At 63.8% G+C, this 19589-nt stretch carries 18 protein-coding genes and 1 tRNA gene; 14 read left to right on the top strand and 5 right to left on the bottom strand.

All coding sequences use genetic code 11. The features are described 5' to 3' along the window. Positions 1-215 precede the first annotated feature (215 nt). The 11 genes from H0X95_RS06165 (at position 216) to H0X95_RS06115 (ending at position 11181) form a co-directional block, all read left to right on the top strand. A complete protein-coding gene (locus H0X95_RS06165; protein ID WP_020204482.1) occupies positions 216-2177 on the top strand; it encodes a heme lyase CcmF/NrfE family subunit in 1962 nt (653 codons plus the stop codon). Then, positions 2174-2698 carry a DsbE family thiol:disulfide interchange protein gene (locus tag H0X95_RS06160; protein WP_029043915.1) on the top strand — a complete coding sequence of 175 codons (525 nt, stop codon included), beginning with the start codon at positions 2174-2176 and terminating at the stop codon, positions 2696-2698. Before H0X95_RS06165 ends, H0X95_RS06160 begins: the two co-directional genes overlap by 4 nt. Next, positions 2695-3150 carry a cytochrome c-type biogenesis protein gene (locus H0X95_RS06155; protein ID WP_020204480.1) on the top strand — a complete coding sequence of 152 codons (456 nt, stop codon included), beginning with the start codon at positions 2695-2697 and terminating at the stop codon, positions 3148-3150. Before H0X95_RS06160 ends, H0X95_RS06155 begins: the two co-directional genes overlap by 4 nt. Next, positions 3147-4028, top strand: coding sequence for a c-type cytochrome biogenesis protein CcmI (gene ccmI / locus H0X95_RS06150; RefSeq protein WP_029043914.1), 882 nt, complete (start codon positions 3147-3149; stop codon positions 4026-4028). The genes H0X95_RS06155 and ccmI overlap by 4 nt, the downstream gene beginning before the upstream one ends. A gap of 81 nt (positions 4029-4109) precedes the next feature. Next, complete coding sequence (dsbD, locus tag H0X95_RS06145; RefSeq protein ID WP_020204478.1) at positions 4110-5963, top strand: protein-disulfide reductase DsbD; 1854 nt, start codon at positions 4110-4112, stop codon at positions 5961-5963. Next, on the top strand, positions 5963-6799 hold the full coding sequence (locus tag H0X95_RS06140) for a TlpA disulfide reductase family protein (protein ID WP_020204477.1): 837 nt from the start codon (positions 5963-5965) through the stop codon (positions 6797-6799). The genes dsbD and H0X95_RS06140 overlap by 1 nt, the downstream gene beginning before the upstream one ends. 2 nt (positions 6800-6801) lie before the next feature. Then, positions 6802-7575: a thiol:disulfide interchange protein DsbG gene (gene dsbG, locus H0X95_RS06135; protein ID WP_020204476.1), complete on the top strand. Its 774-nt coding sequence runs from the start codon at positions 6802-6804 to the stop codon at positions 7573-7575. Between the two features lie 90 nt (positions 7576-7665). Continuing rightward, the gene (locus H0X95_RS06130; RefSeq protein WP_020204475.1) at positions 7666-8472 is read left to right on the top strand and encodes a sulfite exporter TauE/SafE family protein; all 807 of its coding nucleotides are present in this window, start codon (positions 7666-7668) and stop codon (positions 8470-8472) included. A gap of 48 nt (positions 8473-8520) precedes the next feature. Beyond that, positions 8521-9897, top strand: a complete 1377-nt coding sequence (locus tag H0X95_RS06125; protein WP_020204474.1) for a dihydrolipoyl dehydrogenase — start codon at positions 8521-8523, stop codon at positions 9895-9897. A 32-nt stretch (positions 9898-9929) separates the two neighbouring features. Next, positions 9930-10253, top strand: coding sequence for a hypothetical protein (locus H0X95_RS06120; RefSeq protein ID WP_029043913.1), 324 nt, complete (start codon positions 9930-9932; stop codon positions 10251-10253). 37 nt (positions 10254-10290) lie between these two features. Further along, positions 10291-11181 carry a LysR family transcriptional regulator gene (locus tag H0X95_RS06115; protein WP_029043912.1) on the top strand — a complete coding sequence of 297 codons (891 nt, stop codon included), beginning with the start codon at positions 10291-10293 and terminating at the stop codon, positions 11179-11181. Between the two features lie 23 nt (positions 11182-11204). On the opposite strand, the gene H0X95_RS06110 is transcribed toward H0X95_RS06115, so the two are convergent. Further along, positions 11205-11498, bottom strand: a complete 294-nt coding sequence (locus tag H0X95_RS06110; protein WP_081651477.1) for a helix-turn-helix domain-containing protein — start codon at positions 11496-11498, stop codon at positions 11205-11207. Positions 11499-11617: 119 nt separating this feature from the next. Between H0X95_RS06110 and H0X95_RS06105 the strand changes: the two genes are divergently transcribed. Next, the gene (locus H0X95_RS06105; protein ID WP_081651475.1) at positions 11618-12274 is read left to right on the top strand and encodes a substrate-binding domain-containing protein; all 657 of its coding nucleotides are present in this window, start codon (positions 11618-11620) and stop codon (positions 12272-12274) included. Positions 12275-12474: 200 nt separating this feature from the next. Here the strand turns inward: H0X95_RS06105 and H0X95_RS06100 are convergent, their stop codons facing one another. The 4 genes from H0X95_RS06100 to uvrC all read right to left on the bottom strand — a co-directional run bounded on the left by H0X95_RS06100 (position 12475) and on the right by uvrC (position 17566). Then, the gene (locus H0X95_RS06100; RefSeq protein WP_196445952.1) at positions 12475-14406 is read right to left on the bottom strand and encodes a tyrosine-type recombinase/integrase; all 1932 of its coding nucleotides are present in this window, start codon (positions 14404-14406) and stop codon (positions 12475-12477) included. Positions 14407-14634: 228 nt separating this feature from the next. Further along, positions 14635-14710, bottom strand: a tRNA-Gly gene (locus H0X95_RS06095). Positions 14711-14851: 141 nt separating this feature from the next. After that, entirely contained in the window at positions 14852-15439 is a 588-nt protein-coding gene (gene pgsA / locus H0X95_RS06090; protein ID WP_006482193.1) for a CDP-diacylglycerol--glycerol-3-phosphate 3-phosphatidyltransferase, read from the bottom strand. Positions 15440-15529: 90 nt separating this feature from the next. After that, positions 15530-17566 carry an excinuclease ABC subunit UvrC gene (uvrC, locus tag H0X95_RS06085; RefSeq protein ID WP_006497717.1) on the bottom strand — a complete coding sequence of 679 codons (2037 nt, stop codon included), beginning with the start codon at positions 17564-17566 and terminating at the stop codon, positions 15530-15532. Positions 17567-17642: 76 nt separating this feature from the next. Between uvrC and earP the strand changes: the two genes are divergently transcribed. Further along, on the top strand, positions 17643-18836 hold the full coding sequence (earP, locus tag H0X95_RS06080) for an elongation factor P maturation arginine rhamnosyltransferase EarP (RefSeq protein WP_012492436.1): 1194 nt from the start codon (positions 17643-17645) through the stop codon (positions 18834-18836). A 137-nt stretch (positions 18837-18973) separates the two neighbouring features. Next, a complete protein-coding gene (efp, locus tag H0X95_RS06075) occupies positions 18974-19531 on the top strand; it encodes an elongation factor P (RefSeq protein ID WP_006485608.1) in 558 nt (185 codons plus the stop codon). The last annotated feature ends 58 nt before the right edge of the window (positions 19532-19589 follow it).

Raw genomic sequence — 19589 nt, 5'->3', positions numbered from 1 at the left:
GGCAACTCAGGCAGCGGCCCGCGGGCCGCTGCCTGACGCGCTACGGTTTGTCTTTTCTTCTTCATCGGCATATCCATGGCTTTTACACCTCATGATATGCCCCGCCCACAAAATGACGGATAGGTCCCAAGCACGACGAGAACTACATGCCACCCGAGGCCCAGCATGCACTGGACGAGGCCCAGAAGAATTCAGCTTCAAGGAAGCCTTGACCCATGATTCCAGAAATCGGCCACCTCGCCCTCATCGCCGCCTTGTTCGTGGCACTCGCTCAAGGTGTTCTTGCCCTGGCCGGCGCGGCGCGAGCCAACCTCACCTGGATCGCGTTCGCCCGTCCCGCAGCACGCACGCAATTCCTGCTGGTGATCGTCGGTTTTACAGCGCTCACCTGGGCCTTTGTCGCGAAGGACTACTCGGTCGCCTACGTCGCTCAAAATTCCAATTCTCAGCTCCCGCTGGGCTACAGAATGGCCGCGGTCTGGGGCGGACATGAGGGTTCGCTCCTGCTCTGGCTGCTGATGCAGACCGGATGGGCCTATGCGGTCAGCCGGCTGTCGAAGCAGCTTCCGGATGCCATGGTGGCGCGCGTTCTGGGTGTGCTCGGGCTGGTGACGGCCGGTTTCCTGCTGTTCGTCCTGTTGACCTCCAATCCCTTCGAACGACTTTTCCCGGTCCCGCAAGACGGATGGGATCTGAATCCGCTCTTGCAGGATATCGGCTTGATCTTTCATCCGCCGCTGCTTTACATGGGGTACGTCGGATTTTCGGTGGCCTTCGCATTCGCGATCGCCGCATTGCTTGCCGGACAACTGGACTCGACGTGGGCGCGCTGGTCGCGTCCCTGGGCCACCGCAGCCTGGGCGTTTCTGACGGTCGGCATCGCCTTGGGAAGTTGGTGGGCCTACTACGAGTTGGGCTGGGGGGGATGGTGGTTTTGGGACCCGGTCGAGAACTCATCGTTCATCCCCTGGCTGGTGGGCACTGCCTTGATCCACTCTTTGGCAGTAACGGAAAAGCGGGCCAGCTTCAAGAATTGGACGGTGCTGCTGTCCATCGGTGCATTTTCATGCTCGTTGCTTGGTGCCTTTCTGGTGCGCTCGGGCGTACTGACTTCCGTGCATGCATTTGCCACCGATCCACGGCGCGGACTGTTTATTCTGATTCTGCTGACTGTCATTGTGGGCACGTCGCTCGCTTTGTTCGCATGGCGAGCCCCCAAGGTCGGAATGGGAGGACGGTTCGACACGGTCTCCAGGGAGTCCTTGCTGCTGGCGAACAATGTGCTGCTGGTGGTCACTGCCGGCGCGGTCGCACTCGGTACGCTGTACCCACTGCTCATCGACGCGTTGGGCCTGGGCAAGCTCTCCGTCGGGCCGCCATACTTCAATGCGGTGTTCGTGCCATTGATGATCCCCGCGTTACTTCTGATTGCGGTCGGACCCGTCGCCAATTGGAAGGCCGCCCAGTTCGGTGCCATCTTCAGGCAGTTGCGCGTTCCGATGATTGCGGCACCCGTGGTGGGCCTGACCGCTCCATTCGTGCTGGGACACTGGTCAGGCTCCGCGGCGTTGGGCTTGATGCTGGCCACATGGATCGCCGTGTCCGTGGGGACGGGCATCTTCGGTCGAATGCGCGCCACCCGCGGCGGGTTGCGTGCCCAGCCGCGCAGTTGGCTTGGGATGCATATGGCGCATCTGGGCATCGCGGTATTCGTGACTGGCGTGACCATCGTCAGCGGGTATGAGACCGAGCGAGACGTTCGATTGGCCCAGGGAGAGTCCGTCAGCATCGGCGGCTACAACCTCACTTTGGTCGGCGTAAGGAGCGCGCGAGGACCCAACTACGTGACGCAGATAGGCGATATCGAACTGTCGCGCGACGGCAAGGTCTTGCGTCGGCTCCATCCGGAGAAGCGCAACTACCCGGCCTCGCAGATGCCGATGACCGAAGTGGCGATCGACGCAAATGGACTGCGCCACGTCTACGCGGCGCTCGGCGAACCGCTCGGAGAGGGCGTTTGGAGCGTTCGCGTCTACCACAAGCCGTTCGTCGACTGGATCTGGATCGGCTGCATCCTGATGGCGCTTGGCGGCGGCTTGGCCATCAGCGATCGCCGATACCGCCTGAAGCCTCGCCGTCAACACGCCGCCCAGCCATTGCCCGAGGCCACATCATGAACCGCTTCCTATGGCCGCTGCTCGGATTCTTTGTATTGGTGTCATTTCTCGCGATGGGACTGACGCTCAAGCCCAGCGAGGTGCCGTCGCCCTTGATCAACAAGCCCGCGCCACGCTTCAGTCTTCCGCAACTGCAAGCCCCGGACAAGACCTTCTCGCCCGAGAGCATGATCGGGAAAGTATGGGTACTGAACGTGTGGGCTTCCTGGTGCGCGCCCTGTCTTGAGGAGCATCCCGTCATCACCGAATTGGCCAGCAGGCATGCCGTCTCGGTGGTCGGCATGAACTACAAGGACACGCCGCAGAACGCCATCGCCTGGCTAGGACGCAATGGCAACGCCTTTGAAACGACGATCTCCGATGCGCACGGGGCTGTCGGCATCGACTTCGGGGTGTACGGCGTGCCGGAAACCTATCTGATCGACAAGGCGGGCATCATTCGCTACAAGCATACCGGGCCGATGGACGCGGGTGAAATGCGCAGCGAGCTGCTGCCGCTGGTGCAGGAGCTTGAGAAATGATCCTCTGGCGGCTGGCATTGTTTTTCTTTTTGTTCACGGCTCCGGTCTGGGCCAGCGACCAGGCGGCCGAGGACCGCATGCTGGGCATTGCATCCGAGTTGCGTTGCCTGGTTTGCCAGAACGAGTCGATTGCAGCTTCGCAGGCCGATCTCGCCGCCGACTTGCGTCAACAGATTCGCGAGCAGATCCGTGCCGGAAAAAGCGATGACGACATCCGAACCTATATGGTCGAACGATACGGCGACTTTGTGCTTTACCGCCCGCCATTGAAGCCGACAACGATGCTGCTTTGGTTTGGCCCGTTCGCGCTGCTTGCCCTGGGCTTTGTGGTCTTGGTCATGAGTCTGCGCAGCCGAAACCGCAAGCCGAAGAATGCTGCCCTCAATGAAGAGGAGCGCAGACACGCGGACGCGCTGCTGGCTCCGCCACACAATGCCCTGGACGAGTCATGAGCATCGTTTTCCTGGTTCTGGCGTCGGTGCTCGTGGGAGGCGTCTCGCTATGGCTTTCTTTCCTCCTCTGGCGAGGGGGACATGGTGCGGGCAACCAGGTTGCCCCTGACAGCGTGAACGCCGCGGTACTGCGCGATCAATGGGCGGAGTTGGAGAGAGACCACTTCAATGGCACGCTGTCGGCCCATGAATTGGCCGATGCAAGATCCGATCTGCAACGGCGAGCGCTGGATGAAACTGCTCCATCGCCGTCGAGATTGGGGCCACCTGCTGGAAGCAGGGGGGCAGCGATCACTGTCGCCATTGTGCTGCCGATCGCGACGGCGCTGACCTATTCGTACTTGGGGAATCCGGCCGCCGTGGACCCGCCACAGGTTCGCAGCGCGGGTATGACGACGCAAGCCGATGTGCAAGCCATGGTGGCCTCACTGCAGGCACGACTGGCCCAGCACCCCGATGATCCTGGAGGCTGGCTCATGCTGGCGCGTTCCTACCGCTACTTCGGCGATCATGAGCAAGCCGTCAATGCCTTCACTCGCGCCAATGAACTTGTCCAGAACGATCCACAAGCTTTGTCGGAATACGCGGAGTCGCTGTCCAGAATCCGCGGCTCCGGCTTTGAGGGAGAGCCCACCCGTATGCTTGAGCGGGCCTTGTCGCTCGATCCCAATGCAGCCCTGCCTCTGACTCTGGCCGGCGCTGCTGCGGTGCAGCGCCGGGACTACCAAGCGGCCATCGCGCACTGGCAGAAGCTGCTAGGGATGATGCCCCCCGACTCCGAGGCGGCGAAAGTCGTCGAGGCCGGGATCGAACGGGCCCGGACGGAGCAGGCGGAACTCGCCCACGGTCGATCATCAGAGCCAAGCGCAAAGCATTGATGGCATCCCGGTTCCCAGGGGCCGTGCGGGGGACCTTTAGTTTCGCTTAATCGGGTCATCGCATGATCCAGGCAGCTTTGCTTGGAGGATTCGGATTTGGCTTTTCATCGGCGCGTCGTAGCGATCTTTCTCCTGTGTTGTTGTGCGGTCGGCAGCGCGTGGGCGAATGGCCTTTTTTCCTCCTGGGGCAGCAGTGAACGGCAATTTCTGGACGTTGCCGAAGTTCTCAAGCTGGACCCTGCGCAGCAGCAGGGCGATTCGTTCTCGGCCGCTGGGCACATCGCCGATGGCTACTACGTCTATCGCCATGCCCTCAAGTTGGTCGATGCCCAGGGCCATGAGGTCAGCTTGAGCCTTCCGGCAGGAACGGCCAAACACGACGAATTCTTTGGCGACACGGAAATCTATACGGGCGAGGCGCTCAAGCTGCGCTTTCCTGCCACTGCCCCCGGCCCGCTGACGCTCCACTGGCAGGGCTGCGCGGAAGCAGGGATCTGCTATCCGCCGCAGACCATGAACGTGGCACTGCCGGCTGTGGTGGCCGGTACCTCCCCGGCCGGCAATGATTCCGTCCAGGGGAGTTCGGCCGTGGCCGCCACCCATGCAGGCAGCCAGGGTGGGCCGACCGAGGTGGCGGAGGATCAAGCCGCAGCGCAGCGGCTTGCAGCGCTGGGGCCCGTGTGGGGGACGCTGCTGTTCTTCGGCTTCGGGTTGCTGCTGGCTTTCACGCCATGCTCGCTCCCGATGATCCCCATCATCTCCACCATGGTGGTCGGCAGCCAGGCCAGGCCGCGGCGGGCTTTCTTCCTCTCCCTGTCCTATGTCTTGGCGATGGCGGGCACCTACGCCGCGGTAGGTGTGGCCGCTGGCCTGGCCGGGGCCAATCTGCAGGCCACACTGCAATCGCCTTGGCTGCTCGGAGCGTTTGCAGCCTTGTTCCTGGTCCTGGCGAGTTCCTTGTTCGGTCTGTTCGAGCTGCAGATGCCCTCGGCGCTGATCAATCGGGTCGAATCCGCTGGCAGAGAGCGCTCGGGCGGGAGCCTCCCCGGCGCGGCGGCGCTGGGCTTCCTCTCGGCGCTTCTGGTCGGGCCTTGCATGACCGCTCCATTGGCGGGCGCATTGCTGTACATCGGGCAGACCGGCAGCGCGGTCTACGGCGGCATGGCCTTGTTCGCGCTGGGTTTGGGCATGGGACTGCCCCTGCTGGCCATCGCCGTGTTCGGTGCCCGGGTCCTGCCGCGGCCTGGCGCGTGGATGGACCGCGTGCGCGTGGCATTCGGCTACGTCATGGTGGGCATGGCCGTGATGATGCTGACGCGCGTCCTGCCCGGCACGGTCAGCCTGGTTCTGTGGGGCGCGTGGGTCTTGTCGGTGGCGATTGGACTGATCGCTTGGGGCCAGGCCGTGGCAGCAAAGCATCGGCTGGCATGGACGCTGCGGTCCGGCGCTGTCTTCGCCGGCTTGTGGTCCATCCTGATGCTGGTCGGCGCGGCCTCTGGCGGCGAATCGGCATTGCAGCCGCTGGCACACCTGCGCGGGGATTCGGCTTCGGCAGCACCGGCGACAGGCGGCGTCGCTTACCTGCAGGCCAAATCGGTCGAGGACGTCGATGCGCATCTGGCACAGGCCGCCTCACGCGGTCAATGGACTCTGATCGATTTCTACGCCGACTGGTGCGTCAGTTGCCATGTGATCGAACGCAACGTATTCGGCGACCCGGCCGTCGCGTCCCGACTGGCCCGGATGCAGGTCGTGCGACCGGACGTGACGCGCAATGATGCGACCGACCAGACCTTGCTCAAGCATTGGGGTGTCATGGGACCGCCTACTCTCATTCTCGTCGGTCCGGATGGCAAGGAACGGCGCGATCTGCGCGTCGTCGGCGAGATCGATGCCAGCGCCTTCTTGGAGCGCTTGGACAAGGCTGGTTCCTGATGATCAGCATCGGTCCATTCTCCGTTCAGGTGGTTGCCGTCTTCTTGGCCATCCTGCTGGCCTGGGTCGTGGCGCGCATGGTGGCCAAGCGGTTGCCCGACTCTCCGTACAAGGCGGCCGGTGGCATGCTGCTGGACGCCGTTTTTGTGGGGCTTGTGGCAGCTCGCCTCGGCTACATCGCGCAGTGGTGGGAAGAGTACGCGCAGTCGCCAATGTCCATGATTTCCATTGGCGATCAAGGCTTTTTGTGGTGGGTCGGTGTCCTGGCCGCGGTGACGCTCATCTGGTGGCGCACCCGTGCGGTTCAGGCATTGCGCCGGCCTGTGCTGGCGGGAGTTGCGGCCGGACTCTTGGCCTGGTTTGCGGCCGGTGGCGTGCTGGCTTTGCTTCAGCGCTCGGCGCCGCCATTGCCGGCCTTGACGCTCGCAACGCTCGATGAACGGCCTGTCGTCCTCAATTCCTATGCTGGGCGGCCCGTCGTGCTCAACCTCTGGGCTTCATGGTGTCCACCATGCCGTCGCGAGATGCCGGTGTTCGAGCAGGCGCAAGCGCAGTATCCCGGTATCGCCTTCGTCATGGTCAACCAGGGAGAAAGCGCCCAGCAGGCCCGCGCCTTTCTTGAAAGCGAACGCCTGCAGCTCAAGGATGTGCTGCTCGACCCCGCTTCCCAGACCATGCAGGCCGTCGCCTCGCGAGGCCTGCCCACCACCTTGTTCTTCGATGAACAAGGACGCCTGGTGGATACCCATCTGGGCGAACTCACGATGGCAAGCCTCAAACACACGGTGTCGCGCCGATTCGCGCCAGCCCAACAGATCAAGACAGACAAGGAGTAATCATGTTTGCACAACGCTCGCACATTTCGTTCCTCTTGGCCGCCAGCTTCATGGCGGTCACCGGCTGCAGCAAGGCAGAGACGGCGGACAAGCCGGCCGTCCTCAAGGCGCTGGAGGGCCAGGGCCTGACCGTCACGCAGGAATTCAAGGTCGGCGGTGGTCTGCGCGCCTTCGCCGCCGTCGCGGGTGACCGGCCCATTGCCGTATACATCACGAGCGACGGCAATGCCATCGTGGGAACTCGCCTGAACGCCAAGGGCGAGCCGATGGACGAAGCGGACCTCGAAAAGCTGGCCGCCAAACCGATCAGCGACAAGGAATGGTCGCAGCTCCAGTCGTCTACCTGGGTGCTGGACGGCAAGGCAGATGCGCCGCGCGTCATCTACACCTTCAGCGATGCCAACTGCCCCTATTGCAACGCCTTTTGGGAAGCTGCACGCCCTTGGGTGGATTCCGGCAAGGTCCAATTGCGGCACATTCTGGTGGGCATCATCAAGGATGACAGTCCGGCCAAAGCCGCGGCCATCCTTGGCGCGCCTGACCGGAGCGCGGCATTGTTGACGAACGAACGACAGTTCGGCCAAGGCGGGATTACGCCAGCCAAGAGCGTGCCTGCCGATGTGCGCAAGATCCTCGATGACAACCTGGCACTCATGGCGAGCACCGGCTTCCGGGGGACGCCCGGCATCGTCGTGCGCGGCCCCAACGGGGTCCTCAAGAAATACAACGGCATGCCGCGAGGGGCGCAACTGGGTGAAGTGCTGGGACCGCGCTGAACCAGCCGCCGAGGCACCGAACCTGATGGCCACTTCTCTCAGACCGCATCCCAGGCTGTTCAACGGAAATTGCACAAAGGATCATTCACCATGCTCTCGCTGACGGGTGGAGTGCTGGGCCTCATCATTGGAGCCGTGCTGGGATTGACTGGGGCCGGCGGCGGCATCTTCGCCGTGCCGGCGCTGGTATTCGGCCTGGGCATGGACATCCGTCAGGCCGCGCCCGTGGCGCTGCTCGCCGTGGGCGCTGCGGCGACCCTGGGGGCTGCGCAGGGCTTGCGCCAGGGCGTTGTTCGGTACAAGGCAGCGATGATGCTGGCGGCTGCCGGTACCGTGACGGCTCCGCTGGGCGTGCAGCTCGCTCACTGGCTTTCGCCTCGATGGCTGAACCTGATCTTCGTCGCCATCATGCTCGTGGTGGCTTACCGTATGTTCATGTCATCCCGTGGCAACCAGCCGCAGGGCGATTCGGCTGACGAGCAGGGCCGGGTCTGCAAGATCTCCAAGGACACCGGCCGCTTCGTCTGGAACGTGCGAACCGCGACCACGCTGGGAAGCATCGGCGTCGTCTCCGGTTTGGCCACGGGCATGCTGGGGGTGGGCGGCGGATTCATCATCGTCCCGGCCCTGGCGCATTTCAGCGAGCTGCGCATGCACAGCATCGTCGCGACCTCGCTCATGGTGATCGCGCTGCTGTCCGCGGTGACCGTGTTCATCGCGTGGAGTCACGGCCTGACGCTTACCGCACCCGCCTGGACATTCGTTCTCACGGCGCTCGTGGGCATGTCAATTGGCCGCGTTCTGGCACGCAGGATTCCCTCAAAGATGCTCCAGCGGGTGTTCTCGATCACCTGCGTGGCCGTGGCGGCCCTCATGCTCATGCGCAATGTTGGCTAGAGGTCCGATGTTCGATGTTCGATTAATTGATGTGGACGGGAATATTCAATGCAGACAAGGAAAGCAGATATCGCCATCATTGGCGCGGGAACCGCTGGCAGCACCGCATTCCACGCGCTGAAGGCGGCAGGCAAACAGGTGGTTCTGATCGATCGGGGGCCATTGGGGACGACCTGCGCGCGCGTCGGATGCATGCCTTCGAAAGCGGCGCTGCATGCCGGCATGCACTGGAAGGTTGCCAAGGCACTCGCGGCGAGCGCCACGCCGTCGACCCAAGGGCCGCAGGCCTTGTGGTCCCACGCCCGCCAGACCAGGGATGCGCTGGCCAGCGCCGCCGCGGAACGCACACGCAAGGCGGCCGGCGAGAGCCTGATCATGGCCGAAGCGCGCTTCGTCGCGCCAGGCATCTTGCAGGCGGGCGAACAACGGATCGAGGCCGGCGCCTTCATCGTGGCGACGGGCTCCCGCCCGGTGGTTCCCAAAGCGCTCGAAGGTGTCGCCTCCCGCGTTCTGACCACCGATACCCTGTTCGACCTGGAAGTCCTGCCGGCCCGGATGGGGATCCTGGGGCTGGGCGCCATCGGGCTGGAACTCGGCTTGGCCCTGTCTCGGCTGGATGTGCAGGTGGTCGCGGCAGACCAGAAAGACACCATCGGCGGTATCCAAGACCCCGATGTCCTGAAGCGAGCGATCGCCAGGTTCGAGACCGAATTGCCGATGTGGCTGGGCGCCGCCGTCGAAGTCAGCCTTGAGGGCGACCAGGTACGCATGCGCACCGGCGAGCGCGAGGCCCTGGTGGATCGGCTTCTCGTCGTGACGGGACGACAGCCCAATACCGAGGCGCTCGACCTCGCCGCGGCCGGCATCTCCCTGGATCAGGCTGGCCGACCGAGCATCGACCCCGCGACCATGCAGGCCCCCGGGTCCTCCCAGGTGCCGATTTTCTTCGCAGGCGACGTGCAGCCGGATCGCCCCCTGATGCACGAGGCCGCGGACGAGGGCCAGATGGCGGCGCAGGCCGCGTTGTCGAGCTTGCGCGGGGAAAGCTGGCCAGGGGCATCGCGGCGCGTGCCGATCACGATCCTGTTCACCGACCCGGATGCGTGCGCAGTCGGCATGACCCATGAGGCCGCGATGCAGGAAGGCGCGGTCGTCGGCACTGCGGAAGGCAGCGGCAACGGGCGCTCCAAGATCCTGGGAGCCCCGGAAAACCTGCTGCGCATCTATGCCGACCCCGGCTCAGGCGCCTTGCTCGGTGCCAGCATGCTCCTGACGCAAGGCGAGCATCTGGCGCACCTGATCGCCTGGGCGATCCAGGCAAAGCAGACGGTCAACGATCTGCTGGCCATGCCGTACTACCACCCCTCCATCGAGGAGATGCTGCAAAGCGCCTTGAAATCCGCATCCCAGCAGATGCGCCCGTGAACGACCTTTCTGACGGCCACAGCCGAGCGACCATGACCCAAGACACCCAACGCCCTACATTGAAAGTGATCATCCACGCACCGACGGCAGAAGCCTTTGAGCGTGCGCGAAACAATGCAAGCAATCTCAAGCGCGCGGCGCCCGATGCCGATGTGCGCATCGTCGCGAACGCGCAAGCCGTCGCTGCCGCCCTGGACACGGCACCTTCCGACCTCGACACGCTCACCTGGGTATGTCCCAACACACTTTCGCGGATCGGCAGGGAGAACAGAGAGCCGCTCGAAGTACTGGACGGGCCTGCCGTCATCGAGATGGCGCGCATGCAGCAAGCGGGATGGACCTACATACGGGCGTAGCACGCGATTGCCCGTTCGGCATTGGGGGGGTGAGACCATGGAATTACGACATCTGCGCTATTTCATGGCCCTGGCTGAAGAGTTGCATTTCACGCGGGCCGCCGAGCGCCTGCACATCGAACAGCCCCCCTTGTCCCGTGCCATCAAAGAACTGGAGGACGAGCTAGGGGTCGTGCTGTTCGTCCGGAACCGCCGTGGAACCGTGCTGACGCCGGCGGGTGTCGTCTTTCTTCAAGATGTCCGCAGATTGTTCACCGTGCTCGAACAGGCACGCGAAAGCGCCCACGCCGTGGCAGCGGGTTTGCGAGGCAGTCTGCGCATCGCAATTTCCGACGGGGCGATCGATGCTCGCCTGTCGGCATTTCTGGCCCGGTGTCGTGCGGAGGAGCCGGAGATCGAGATACGTCTGTCCGAGGTTCCGCTGGCCGAGCAGTTACGCGGCCTGCGGTCCGGGGATTTCATGATCGGATTCGCGCATACGGCCGACGTCGGCGACGACATACGGGCTGAGCCCATCTGGCGAGATCCATTGGTCATCGCCGTGCCGGCACGGCACGCACTGCTCGCCCACAAAAAGGTCCCGCTCCAAGAAGTCGGGATCCATCCACTGGTCTTGTGTGATCCCCATGCATGCGAGGGCTACTGCCGGGAACTGACACGACTGCTGCAGGTGCTTGAGCACAAGTTGAACGTCGTCGAGGAGGTGTCCTCGCTGGACATGATGCTCACCTTAGTCGGTGCCGGCTACGGCATCGGTTTTTTGGCTGCAAGCAAGATTCCGGTTTGCCAACGCCCAGACGTGGTGATCCGTCCCCTGGCCATCGATTCAGCCGTCATCACGACTTACTTGCTGCGACCTGACAGCAACGATTTGTCGGCTTCGCTGGAGCGATTCATCGTTCGCCTACGTGAGTCTGCGAGCGGCTGACGCAGCCCCGCTGGCAGACACCCTCAAAGATCGGTTTCGGCACGAAGATTGCGCTCGGTGGCCGCCATCAATTCTGCCGCGCTTATCCTAAGTGCTACTGAAATTTTCAGTATGAGGGGCAGCGTGGGCACGTGCTCACCACGCTCGATCTTGCCCATGTGCGAGCGCGAAATGCCTGCCCGAGATGCGAACTCGTCTTGCGCGACTCCTTGTGCGACGCGCGCAGCGCGCACGGCCTGTCCGAAAGCTGTCGCCGCTGCGGATTCATACGTTTTTGTACCAGAAGGACGGCCTGGCTGAATGGTTGATTTCTGCATCAGCAGAAGCGTCAAACAATCTGCCAAAATTAACCACGTTAAAGATAACGGCGTTAAACTTCACTCTTGACCACGATGCAAGTTCACCTCCTCGGCCAGAACACTTTTTGGGGGCTCGCATGCATGATGCCACCAGCCAGTTTTCCCATCTCAGGCTTGCCATAGCACCTGGCGTGCCATCCTCATGCTTCTCCTCGCTTCTCGCCCTGCAACGCGCGGAAGAGCCAGAAATCACTATCGCGTTCTTTGAGACATCAAGTGACGACCTGGTGACGGGCATTGATGAAGGTCGCTACGACGCAGGAATGTCGCTCCGGGCCGTAAGCGCTCCGTCTCTGAATAGCCAACCATTGTGGCTTGAGAACATCGCTGTTGCCATGCCATGGCGGTCCCCGTTACTTGCCCAGACAAAACTCACGCTCGCCGAGCTTCTGAACTACCCCGTGTTTCGCTGGCCGGCAGAAAGCTGCTCACCGCTGGATCAGCGACTATCATCCCTACCACCGTTGAACCAGCAGAGTATCCAGCACGTGACCTCGTTCGAGATGTTGGCGCTATGGGTTGGCGCTGGCTATGGCGTTGGGATCACAGCGCAATCGCGCATCAAGCGTGCTGATGCATGGGGGATCACCGCCCGGCCGCTGGCTGAGGGTCCCTACGAGGTCGTGACGCATCTGCAGCGACCCAAAGGACGAGCCAACGCGGTTTCTGAGCGGTTCGAGCGCAGAGCGATGCAGGTAGCCAAGGATAGCGCGGTCCAATCGAATACCCGATAGCGTGCCCGCGCTGAGCGTCCCCTGATGTGCAGATGCCAGGCGTCCAACGATCCGCTGGACATGCATGATCGTCTGCTCGATTTCTAGACGGCGACATCGGCGCCTGTCCTTAGCTCCCGCACCACAGCACACTGAACGAACTCATGCAGGCGGTGCAGATGTAGCGCGGGGGCCGTGAGGCCCTCGCGGGCGCTGTAACACTACGCGCCGTCCAAAGCCACAGCGCTCTCCATCAGCCGGCGAACGCTCTGGCGCACCTCTTCGGAGATAGGCCGCGGCGGGACGACCTCGGGAGCATTCGCATGGGGCTGGCCGCCTGCGATGACCTGGGCCACCATGCCCAGATTGCTTGGCGTCACGATGTCGATGGCCGCGCGATCACCCAGGTCGGGGTGTGGCCGGGTCAACATGCGGTAAAGCTCCCATGAATCCGCCTGCGGGTACTGGTGCATGAGCACCTGGGCCAGCTTATGCTTGAGCGGCACCAGTTGCCAGTCGGGGACGCGCTGCCCCCGGTTGCCCAGGCTGATGGAGAGCAGCTTGCCGGCCTTCAGCTCGCGGTTGATCTGGTCCTTGGACTTTCCGGCGAGCTTGCCGAACAGGGGCACCGGCAGACTGCTCGGCGATTCGTAAATGGCCAGCATTTCCTCGCGCTCGCGCTGGATGGCGGACACCTCGGGTTCCGGCGCATGTGTCGGGGGTGGCGGCACCTGCGACAACCGTTGGAAGGTGATGCCTCCGTCGCTCGGCGTCACAACGATAGGGGTAGCCACTACCGGCGGAACGGGTGCCGCAGAGGAACTTGCAACGATGGCGTCAGCCTTGTCCTCCTCCGCAATGGCGGGCACGCCCTCGATGTGGATAGTGAGGTGTGCGCTGGCCGCTTCGACCTGGGCCTGTTCGAGCAAGTCGAGACGGTCAGCCCAGTCCTGCATCATCCGGCGCCGCGGCTCCACATACTTGGCGTGGTTGTAGGACGAACTTACCTTGTTCGGATCGGAGTGCGAAAGCTGGGCATCCACCCAAATCTTCGGGTAACCGATCTCGTTGAGCGCCGTCGAGATCGTTCCGCGAATACCGTGTCCGGTCAGTCGATCCGTGTAACCCATCCGCTTCAAGGCGGCGTTGAGCGTGTTCTCGCTGATGCGCTTCTTGAGGTTGCTGCGGTGTGTCAACAGGTGGCGCTGCGCCGGCCGCATCACCCCGAGCAGGTAGCGCACGATCTCGATGGCCTGGACGGACAACGGCACGATGTAGGGCGGCACATCCTGCGGACGCTTGCCCGCCTTGCGCATCTCGTCCTGAAGCTGCTTGACGATTTCCGGCGGGATGATCCACAGGCCACGGTCGAGGTCGAACTGGTCGGGGGTCGCGAGCCGCAGCTCTCCGGTACGCACGCCGGTCAGGAACAGCAGGCGGATACCAAGCTGGGTCTGCCAGCCCCGAGGGTTGTAGAGCCTGAGCTTCTGGAGGAACTCGGGAAGCTCAGGCAGATGCAGGTAGGGGTTGTGGGTCACCGCGGGCTTGGGCTCGGCCACTACGTCCAGGTCCGTAGCCGGATTGGCCTCCATTCCCTCGACAATGACCAGCGCGTAGCGGAACAACTGTCCCAGCCAGGTACGGACCTTCTCTGCAGTGGTGAACGCCTCGCGCTTTTCGATCCGCGCCAGGACGCCCAGGAGCTGCGGCCGCCGAATGTCATAGATCGACATTTGCTTGAGGCTGGGCAGCACGTCTTTCTCGAAGATCCGCTTGATCTGCGACAGCGTGCTGTTCCTGCCTTCCTTGAGTTCCTTGGCGCGGTGCTCGAACCAGGCATCGAAGACAGCCTTGAACGTGTAGTCCGAGGCCAACTTGACCGCGTGCCGCTTCTGCTTACGGTCAGCGTGGGGGTTGATGCCTTGGGCCAGGAGTGCCCGGGCTTCGTCGCGCAAGGTGCGGGCTTCGCGCAGGCCGATCTCGGGATAGTTGCCCAGGGAGATGCGTTTTTGCTTGCCGAGCCAGTAGTAACGCAGGTGCCACGATTTGCCGCCGGTAGGGGCGACCACCAGGCCGAGGCCGTCGGTATCGGGGATGCTGTAGGTTTTCTTGGCGGCCTTGGCTTGCCGCACGGTCAGATCAGAGAGTGCCATCATCAAACTCCTAAGTCGTGAGACTTAGGCTCGATGCTGCTGGTCATCCCGATCCAACCCCAGCAACAACCCGGAACCGGCACCACCCGCATTCTTTGGCCTTAATTTTGGCCTCAAAAACGCTGGCTGTCGGTGGATTTCCGTGGCTTTGGCTGGAATGAAAAAAGGAGCCGAAGCTCCTCTTTTCAATGACTTACAGACGTCAGTGGACGTCTGTAGATCATAAATTGGAGCGGGAGACGAGTCTCGAACTCGCGACCTCAACCTTGGCAAGGTTGCGCTCTACCAACTGAGCTACTCCCGCGTATTGCTACGCTCCTGCTTCCCCGTCACACACTTACTTCGTCGTGCAGCGGAGAAGCGAGATTATGTCGAAGGCACATTCGTGTGTCAAGGGCTTTTCCAGCCCTTTTTACAAAAACCGCCGCCGCACAGGCGATGCGGGTCAGGCGCCGCCACGCTCGCGAATCTGCGGCCATGCGAGTTTCATGTAGTACAGCATCGACCAGATGGTCAACACCGCGGCCAGATACATCAGCCACTCGCCCCACACGCGCGTGTCGATCGTCACAATCCCGAGCGGCAGCGGCCCGTAGAACAGCAGCATCGGAATCGCGACCATCTGGCACGCGGTCTTGAACTTGCCGAGCTGGTTCACCGCCACGCTCTTCGACGCGCCGATCTGGGCCATCCACTCGCGCAGCGCCGAAATCGCGATCTCGCGACCGACGATCACCAGCGCGATCGCCGCGTCGACCCGCGAAATCTGCACGAGGATCAGCAGCGCGGCCGTCACCATCAGCTTGTCCGCGACCGGGTCGAGGAACGCGCCGAACGACGACGTCTGGTTCCACTTGCGGGCGAGGAAGCCGTCGAACCAGTCGGTCAGCGCGGCGAGGATGAAGATCGCCGCCGCCGCGAGATTGCGGTGCGCGCCGCCCATCACCGTGTCCGGCAGATAGAACACGCCGACGACGAGCGGAATCAGCACGATCCGTACCCACGTCAGGAAAATCGGGAAATTGAACGGCATGGCATGCGGGACAGTAAAGGATTCGCAATTGTGCCGTGTCGACCGGCCTGCCACAAGAACGCTGGCAACGCCGCCGGCCGCACGGCCGCGTTAGTGAAGCTGCTTGTAGATCTGCTCGGCGAGCGCGTGCGAAATGCCCTCGACGCTCGCCAGTTCCTCGACACTCGCGGCCACCACGCCGCGCAACCCGCCGAAGCGCGCGAGCAGCCGCTGCCGGCGCTTCGCGCCGACGCCCTCGAGTTCCTCGAGTCGCGACGTCTGGCGCGCCTTCGCCCGCTTCGCCCGCATGCCGGTGATCGCGAAACGGTGCGCCTCGTCGCGGATCTGCGCGACGAGCATCAGCGCGGCGCTCTCCTTGCCGAGTTCGAGCGGCGTGCGGCCGTCCGCAAACACCAGCGTTTCGAGGCCGACCTTGCGCCCCTCGCCTTTCGCGACGCCGACCAGCATCGACGTATCGAGGCCGAGCTCGGTGAATACCTGCCGCGCGATCTCGACCTGGCCCTTGCCGCCGTCGATCAGCACGATGTTCGGCAGCAGGCTCGACGCCTCGGCCTGGCGCGTCGACTCGCCGTCGATGCCGGCCGCTTCGTCGACGGCCGCCGCCTGCGCGGCCTGCTCGACCATCTTCTCGTAGCGGCGCGTGAGCACCTGCCGCATCGCCGCGTAATCGTCGCCCGGCGTGATGCCCGTGATGTTGTAGCGGCGGTATTCGCCCGACTGCATCTTGTGATGGTGATAGACGACGCACGACGCCTGCGTCGCCTCGCCCATCGTATGGCTGATGTCGAAGCATTCGATCCGCAGCATCGCGAGATCGTCGCTGTCGTAGCTGAGCGCGTCCGCCAGCGCGCGCGTACGCGCCTGCTGCGAGCCCTGCTCGGACAGCAGCCGCGCGAGCGCGAGGCGCGCGTTCTGCTCGGCCATCGACAGCCACGCGCGCCGCTGCCCCTGCGGCTGCCGCACCAGCGACACCTTGTGGCCGGCCTGCTCGGACAGCAGCTCCAGCAGGTCGCGGCTCGCCGGTGCATGGCTGACGACGAGCACGGGCGGCACGCGATTGCCGAGATAGTGCTGCGCGATGAACGCGTCGAGCACCTCGGCCTCGACCGACGCCGCGGCCGCCGTGCCGCGCGCGCTGCCGGCCTCTTCCGCGGGCAGATCGGGCACCGCGTCGGCCGTCGCATCGACCGCCTCCGCCGGCTCGGCGTCTTCGCCGAGACCGCCCTCGGCGAGCGTCAGCGCGCTTTCGACGTGCGTCGGGAAATAGGCCTTGTCGCCGAGGTGCCGGCCGCCGCGCACCATCGCGAGGTTCACGCACACGCGCCCGCCCTGCGCGACGACGGCCAGGACATCGACGTCGCTGTCGCTGCCGACCTCGATCGCCTGCTGGTGCAGCACCGTCGCGAGCGAGCTCATCTGGTTGCGCACGGCCGCCGCCTGCTCGAATTTCAGTTCAGCCGCGAACGCGTGCATCTTCTGCTCGAGCTCCTTCATCACTTCGGACTGCCGGCCGAGCAGGAACCGCGCGGCGTTCGACACGTCGACCGCGTAATCCTCGTCGGAGATCGCGCCGACGCACGGCGCCGTGCACCGTCCGATCTGGTGCAACAGGCACGGCCGCGTGCGGTTGTTGAAGACCGAATCCTCGCAGGTGCGCAACTGGAACACGCGCTGCAGGATCTGGATGCTCTCGCGCACGGCCCACGCACTCGGGAACGGCCCGAAATACTGGTTCTGCTTGTCGACCGAGCCTCGGTAGTAGGCCATCCGCGGAAAGCGGTGCGCGGTCAGCTTCAGGTACGGATACGATTTGTCGTCGCGAAACAGGATGTTGTAACGCGGCGCGAGCGCCTTGATCAGGTTGTTCTCGAGCAGCAGCGCTTCGGCTTCCGAGCGCGTGACGGTCGTTTCGATGCGCGCGATGCGCGTGACCATCATCGCGATGCGCGGCGACAGCTGCGTCTTCGTGAAATAGCTCGACACGCGCTTTTTCAGGTCGCGCGCCTTGCCGACGTAGAGGACGGCGCCCGCCGTGTCGTAATAGCGATAGACACCCGGCATGTGCGGCAACTGCGCAAGGATCTTCTTCGGTTCGAACGGAGTATCGGAAGCTTCTGGGGATGTCATGCGTGATCCGGGCGCCTTGTAACGCGGAACGGGTCCATTAGAATCGCCAGTTTAGAGCATTCACCGGCCCGCTTCGATGCCACGCACCACCGCTGCCCCACTCTCTTCCGCGCCGCTCGCGCCGGGCGAACCGATCGCCTGCGACCTGTTCTGCACGGTGATCGACAATTTCGGCGACATCGGCGTGTGCTGGCGCGTCGCGCGTCAGCTCGCGCACGAGCACGGCTGGCAGGTTCGCCTGTTCGTCGACGACCTGCACACGTTCGCGCGCCTGCTGCCGGAGGTCGACCCCGACGCGACCCGGCAGACGGTCGACGCGATCGTGATCGAGCACTGGCATGCGGAAGTCGGCGACGCGCTGGACATCGCCGATGTCGTGATCGAGGCGTTCGCGTGCGAGCTGCCCGGCCCGTATCTCGCGGCGATGGCGCGACGCGCGCGCCGCCCCGTGTGGATCAACCTCGAATACCTGAGCGCCGAGGACTGGGTCGCCGATTTCCATTTGCGGCCGTCGCCGCATCCGCGCTACCCGCTGCTGAAGACGTTCTTCTTTCCGGGCCTGTCGGCCGGCACCGGCGGCGTGCCGAAGGAGCGCGACCTCGACGCACGCCGCGCGGCCTTCGACGCCGACCCGGCAGCGCGCGCCGCGTGGTGGCGGCACGCGACCGGCGGCGCGCCGCCGGCGCCCGGCACGACGGTCGTCAGCCTGTTCGCCTACGAGAACCCGGCCGTCGACGCGCTGCTCGCGCAGTGGCGCGACGGCCCGTCGCCGGTCCTCGCGCTCGTACCCGCCGGGCGCGTGTCGCCGGCCGTCGCGCGCTTTTTCGGGGTCGAATCATTCGCGGCGGGCGCGCACGCGCGCAGCGGCAACCTGACCGCCCACGGGCTCGCGTTCGTTCCGCAGCCCGACTACGACGCGCTGCTGTGGGTCGCCGACCTCAACTTCGTGCGCGGCGAGGATTCGTTCGTCCGCGCGCAATGGGCGCGCAAGCCGTTCGTGTGGCACATCTACCCGCAGGCCGACGACGTGCACCTGCCGAAGCTCGATGCCGCGCTCGCGCACCTGTCGGCCGGCCTCCCCGATGCGCCGCGCGCGGCGCTCGAGCGGTTCTGGCATGCGTGGAACGGCGCCGGCACGCCCGACTGGGCCGATTTCTGGCAACACCGCGCCGCGCTGGACGCCAATGCGATCCGCTGGGCCGACGCGCTCGCGGCCGTCGGCGATCTCGCCGGAAAGCTGGCGGAATACGCAAAATCTCAGTTAAAATAAGCGGTTATCCGACGGCTGACCACGCAAGCGCTCGCGTTTGAGCTTTGGGCGCCCACCGGAACGCATCTGCTTGGCGCCTCACCCGTTGTGCACCGCTCAGGCACCTATTTATTTGATTTGATCAGGACAGTGTTTTTATGAAAACCGCACAGGAACTCCGCGTAGGCAACGTCGTGCAGATCGGCAGCGACGCCTGGGTCATCGCAAAGACGGAATACAACAAGTCGGGCCGTAACGCCGCCGTCGTCAAGATGAAGATGAAGAACCTGCTGTCGAACGCAGGTCAGGAATCGGTCTACAAGGCCGACGACAAGTTCGACGTCGTCGTGCTCGACCGCAAGGAAGTGACGTACTCGTACTTCGCCGACCCGATGTACGTGTTCATGGACGCCGACTACAACCAGTACGAAGTCGAAGCCGAAATGATGGGCGAAGCGCTGAACTATCTCGAAGACGGCATGGCTTGCGAAGTCGTGTTCTACAACGAGAAGGCCATCTCGGTCGAACTGCCGACGATCCTCGTTCGCGAAATCACCTACACGGAACCAGCCGTCAAGGGCGACACGTCGTCGGGCAAGGTGCTGAAGAACGCGAAGCTGGCGACCGGCTTCGAACTGCAGGTGCCGCTGTTCTGCAACACCGGCGACAAGATCGAAATCGATACGCGCACGAACGAATACCGCAGCCGCGCGTAATCGTCTGCGATATCCGCATCGAACAAAGCGCCCTTCGGGGCGCTTTTTGTTTGCCTGG

The organism is Burkholderia sp. 9779_493, from assembly GCF_015712215.1.
Taxonomy (GTDB): Bacteria; Pseudomonadota; Gammaproteobacteria; order Burkholderiales; family Burkholderiaceae; genus Burkholderia; species Burkholderia cenocepacia.
Note: the sequence above shows the minus strand (reverse complement) of the source record. Positions and strands in the feature narration are given on the sequence as shown.

What these genes read in the sequence shown, in the direction of transcription:
- uvrC (WP_006497717.1), bottom strand. Translation starts at nt 17,566, where the DNA reads ATGACATCCCCAGAAGCTTCCGATACTCCGTTCGAACCGAAGAAGATC.
- H0X95_RS06140 (WP_020204477.1), top strand. Translation starts at nt 5,963, where the DNA reads ATGATCAGCATCGGTCCATTCTCCGTTCAGGTGGTTGCCGTCTTCTTG.
- H0X95_RS06110 (WP_081651477.1), bottom strand. Translation starts at nt 11,498, where the DNA reads ATGCAGAAATCAACCATTCAGCCAGGCCGTCCTTCTGGTACAAAAACG.
- H0X95_RS06125 (WP_020204474.1), top strand. Translation starts at nt 8,521, where the DNA reads ATGCAGACAAGGAAAGCAGATATCGCCATCATTGGCGCGGGAACCGCT.
- H0X95_RS06155 (WP_020204480.1), top strand. Translation starts at nt 2,695, where the DNA reads ATGATCCTCTGGCGGCTGGCATTGTTTTTCTTTTTGTTCACGGCTCCG.
- H0X95_RS06165 (WP_020204482.1), top strand. Translation starts at nt 216, where the DNA reads ATGATTCCAGAAATCGGCCACCTCGCCCTCATCGCCGCCTTGTTCGTG.
- ccmI (WP_029043914.1), top strand. Translation starts at nt 3,147, where the DNA reads ATGAGCATCGTTTTCCTGGTTCTGGCGTCGGTGCTCGTGGGAGGCGTC.
- efp (WP_006485608.1), top strand. Translation starts at nt 18,974, where the DNA reads ATGAAAACCGCACAGGAACTCCGCGTAGGCAACGTCGTGCAGATCGGC.
- H0X95_RS06120 (WP_029043913.1), top strand. Translation starts at nt 9,930, where the DNA reads ATGACCCAAGACACCCAACGCCCTACATTGAAAGTGATCATCCACGCA.
- H0X95_RS06160 (WP_029043915.1), top strand. Translation starts at nt 2,174, where the DNA reads ATGAACCGCTTCCTATGGCCGCTGCTCGGATTCTTTGTATTGGTGTCA.
- dsbG (WP_020204476.1), top strand. Translation starts at nt 6,802, where the DNA reads ATGTTTGCACAACGCTCGCACATTTCGTTCCTCTTGGCCGCCAGCTTC.
- H0X95_RS06130 (WP_020204475.1), top strand. Translation starts at nt 7,666, where the DNA reads ATGCTCTCGCTGACGGGTGGAGTGCTGGGCCTCATCATTGGAGCCGTG.
- H0X95_RS06115 (WP_029043912.1), top strand. Translation starts at nt 10,291, where the DNA reads ATGGAATTACGACATCTGCGCTATTTCATGGCCCTGGCTGAAGAGTTG.
- H0X95_RS06100 (WP_196445952.1), bottom strand. Translation starts at nt 14,406, where the DNA reads ATGGCACTCTCTGATCTGACCGTGCGGCAAGCCAAGGCCGCCAAGAAA.
- pgsA (WP_006482193.1), bottom strand. Translation starts at nt 15,439, where the DNA reads ATGCCGTTCAATTTCCCGATTTTCCTGACGTGGGTACGGATCGTGCTG.
- earP (WP_012492436.1), top strand. Translation starts at nt 17,643, where the DNA reads ATGCCACGCACCACCGCTGCCCCACTCTCTTCCGCGCCGCTCGCGCCG.
- H0X95_RS06105 (WP_081651475.1), top strand. Translation starts at nt 11,618, where the DNA reads ATGCATGATGCCACCAGCCAGTTTTCCCATCTCAGGCTTGCCATAGCA.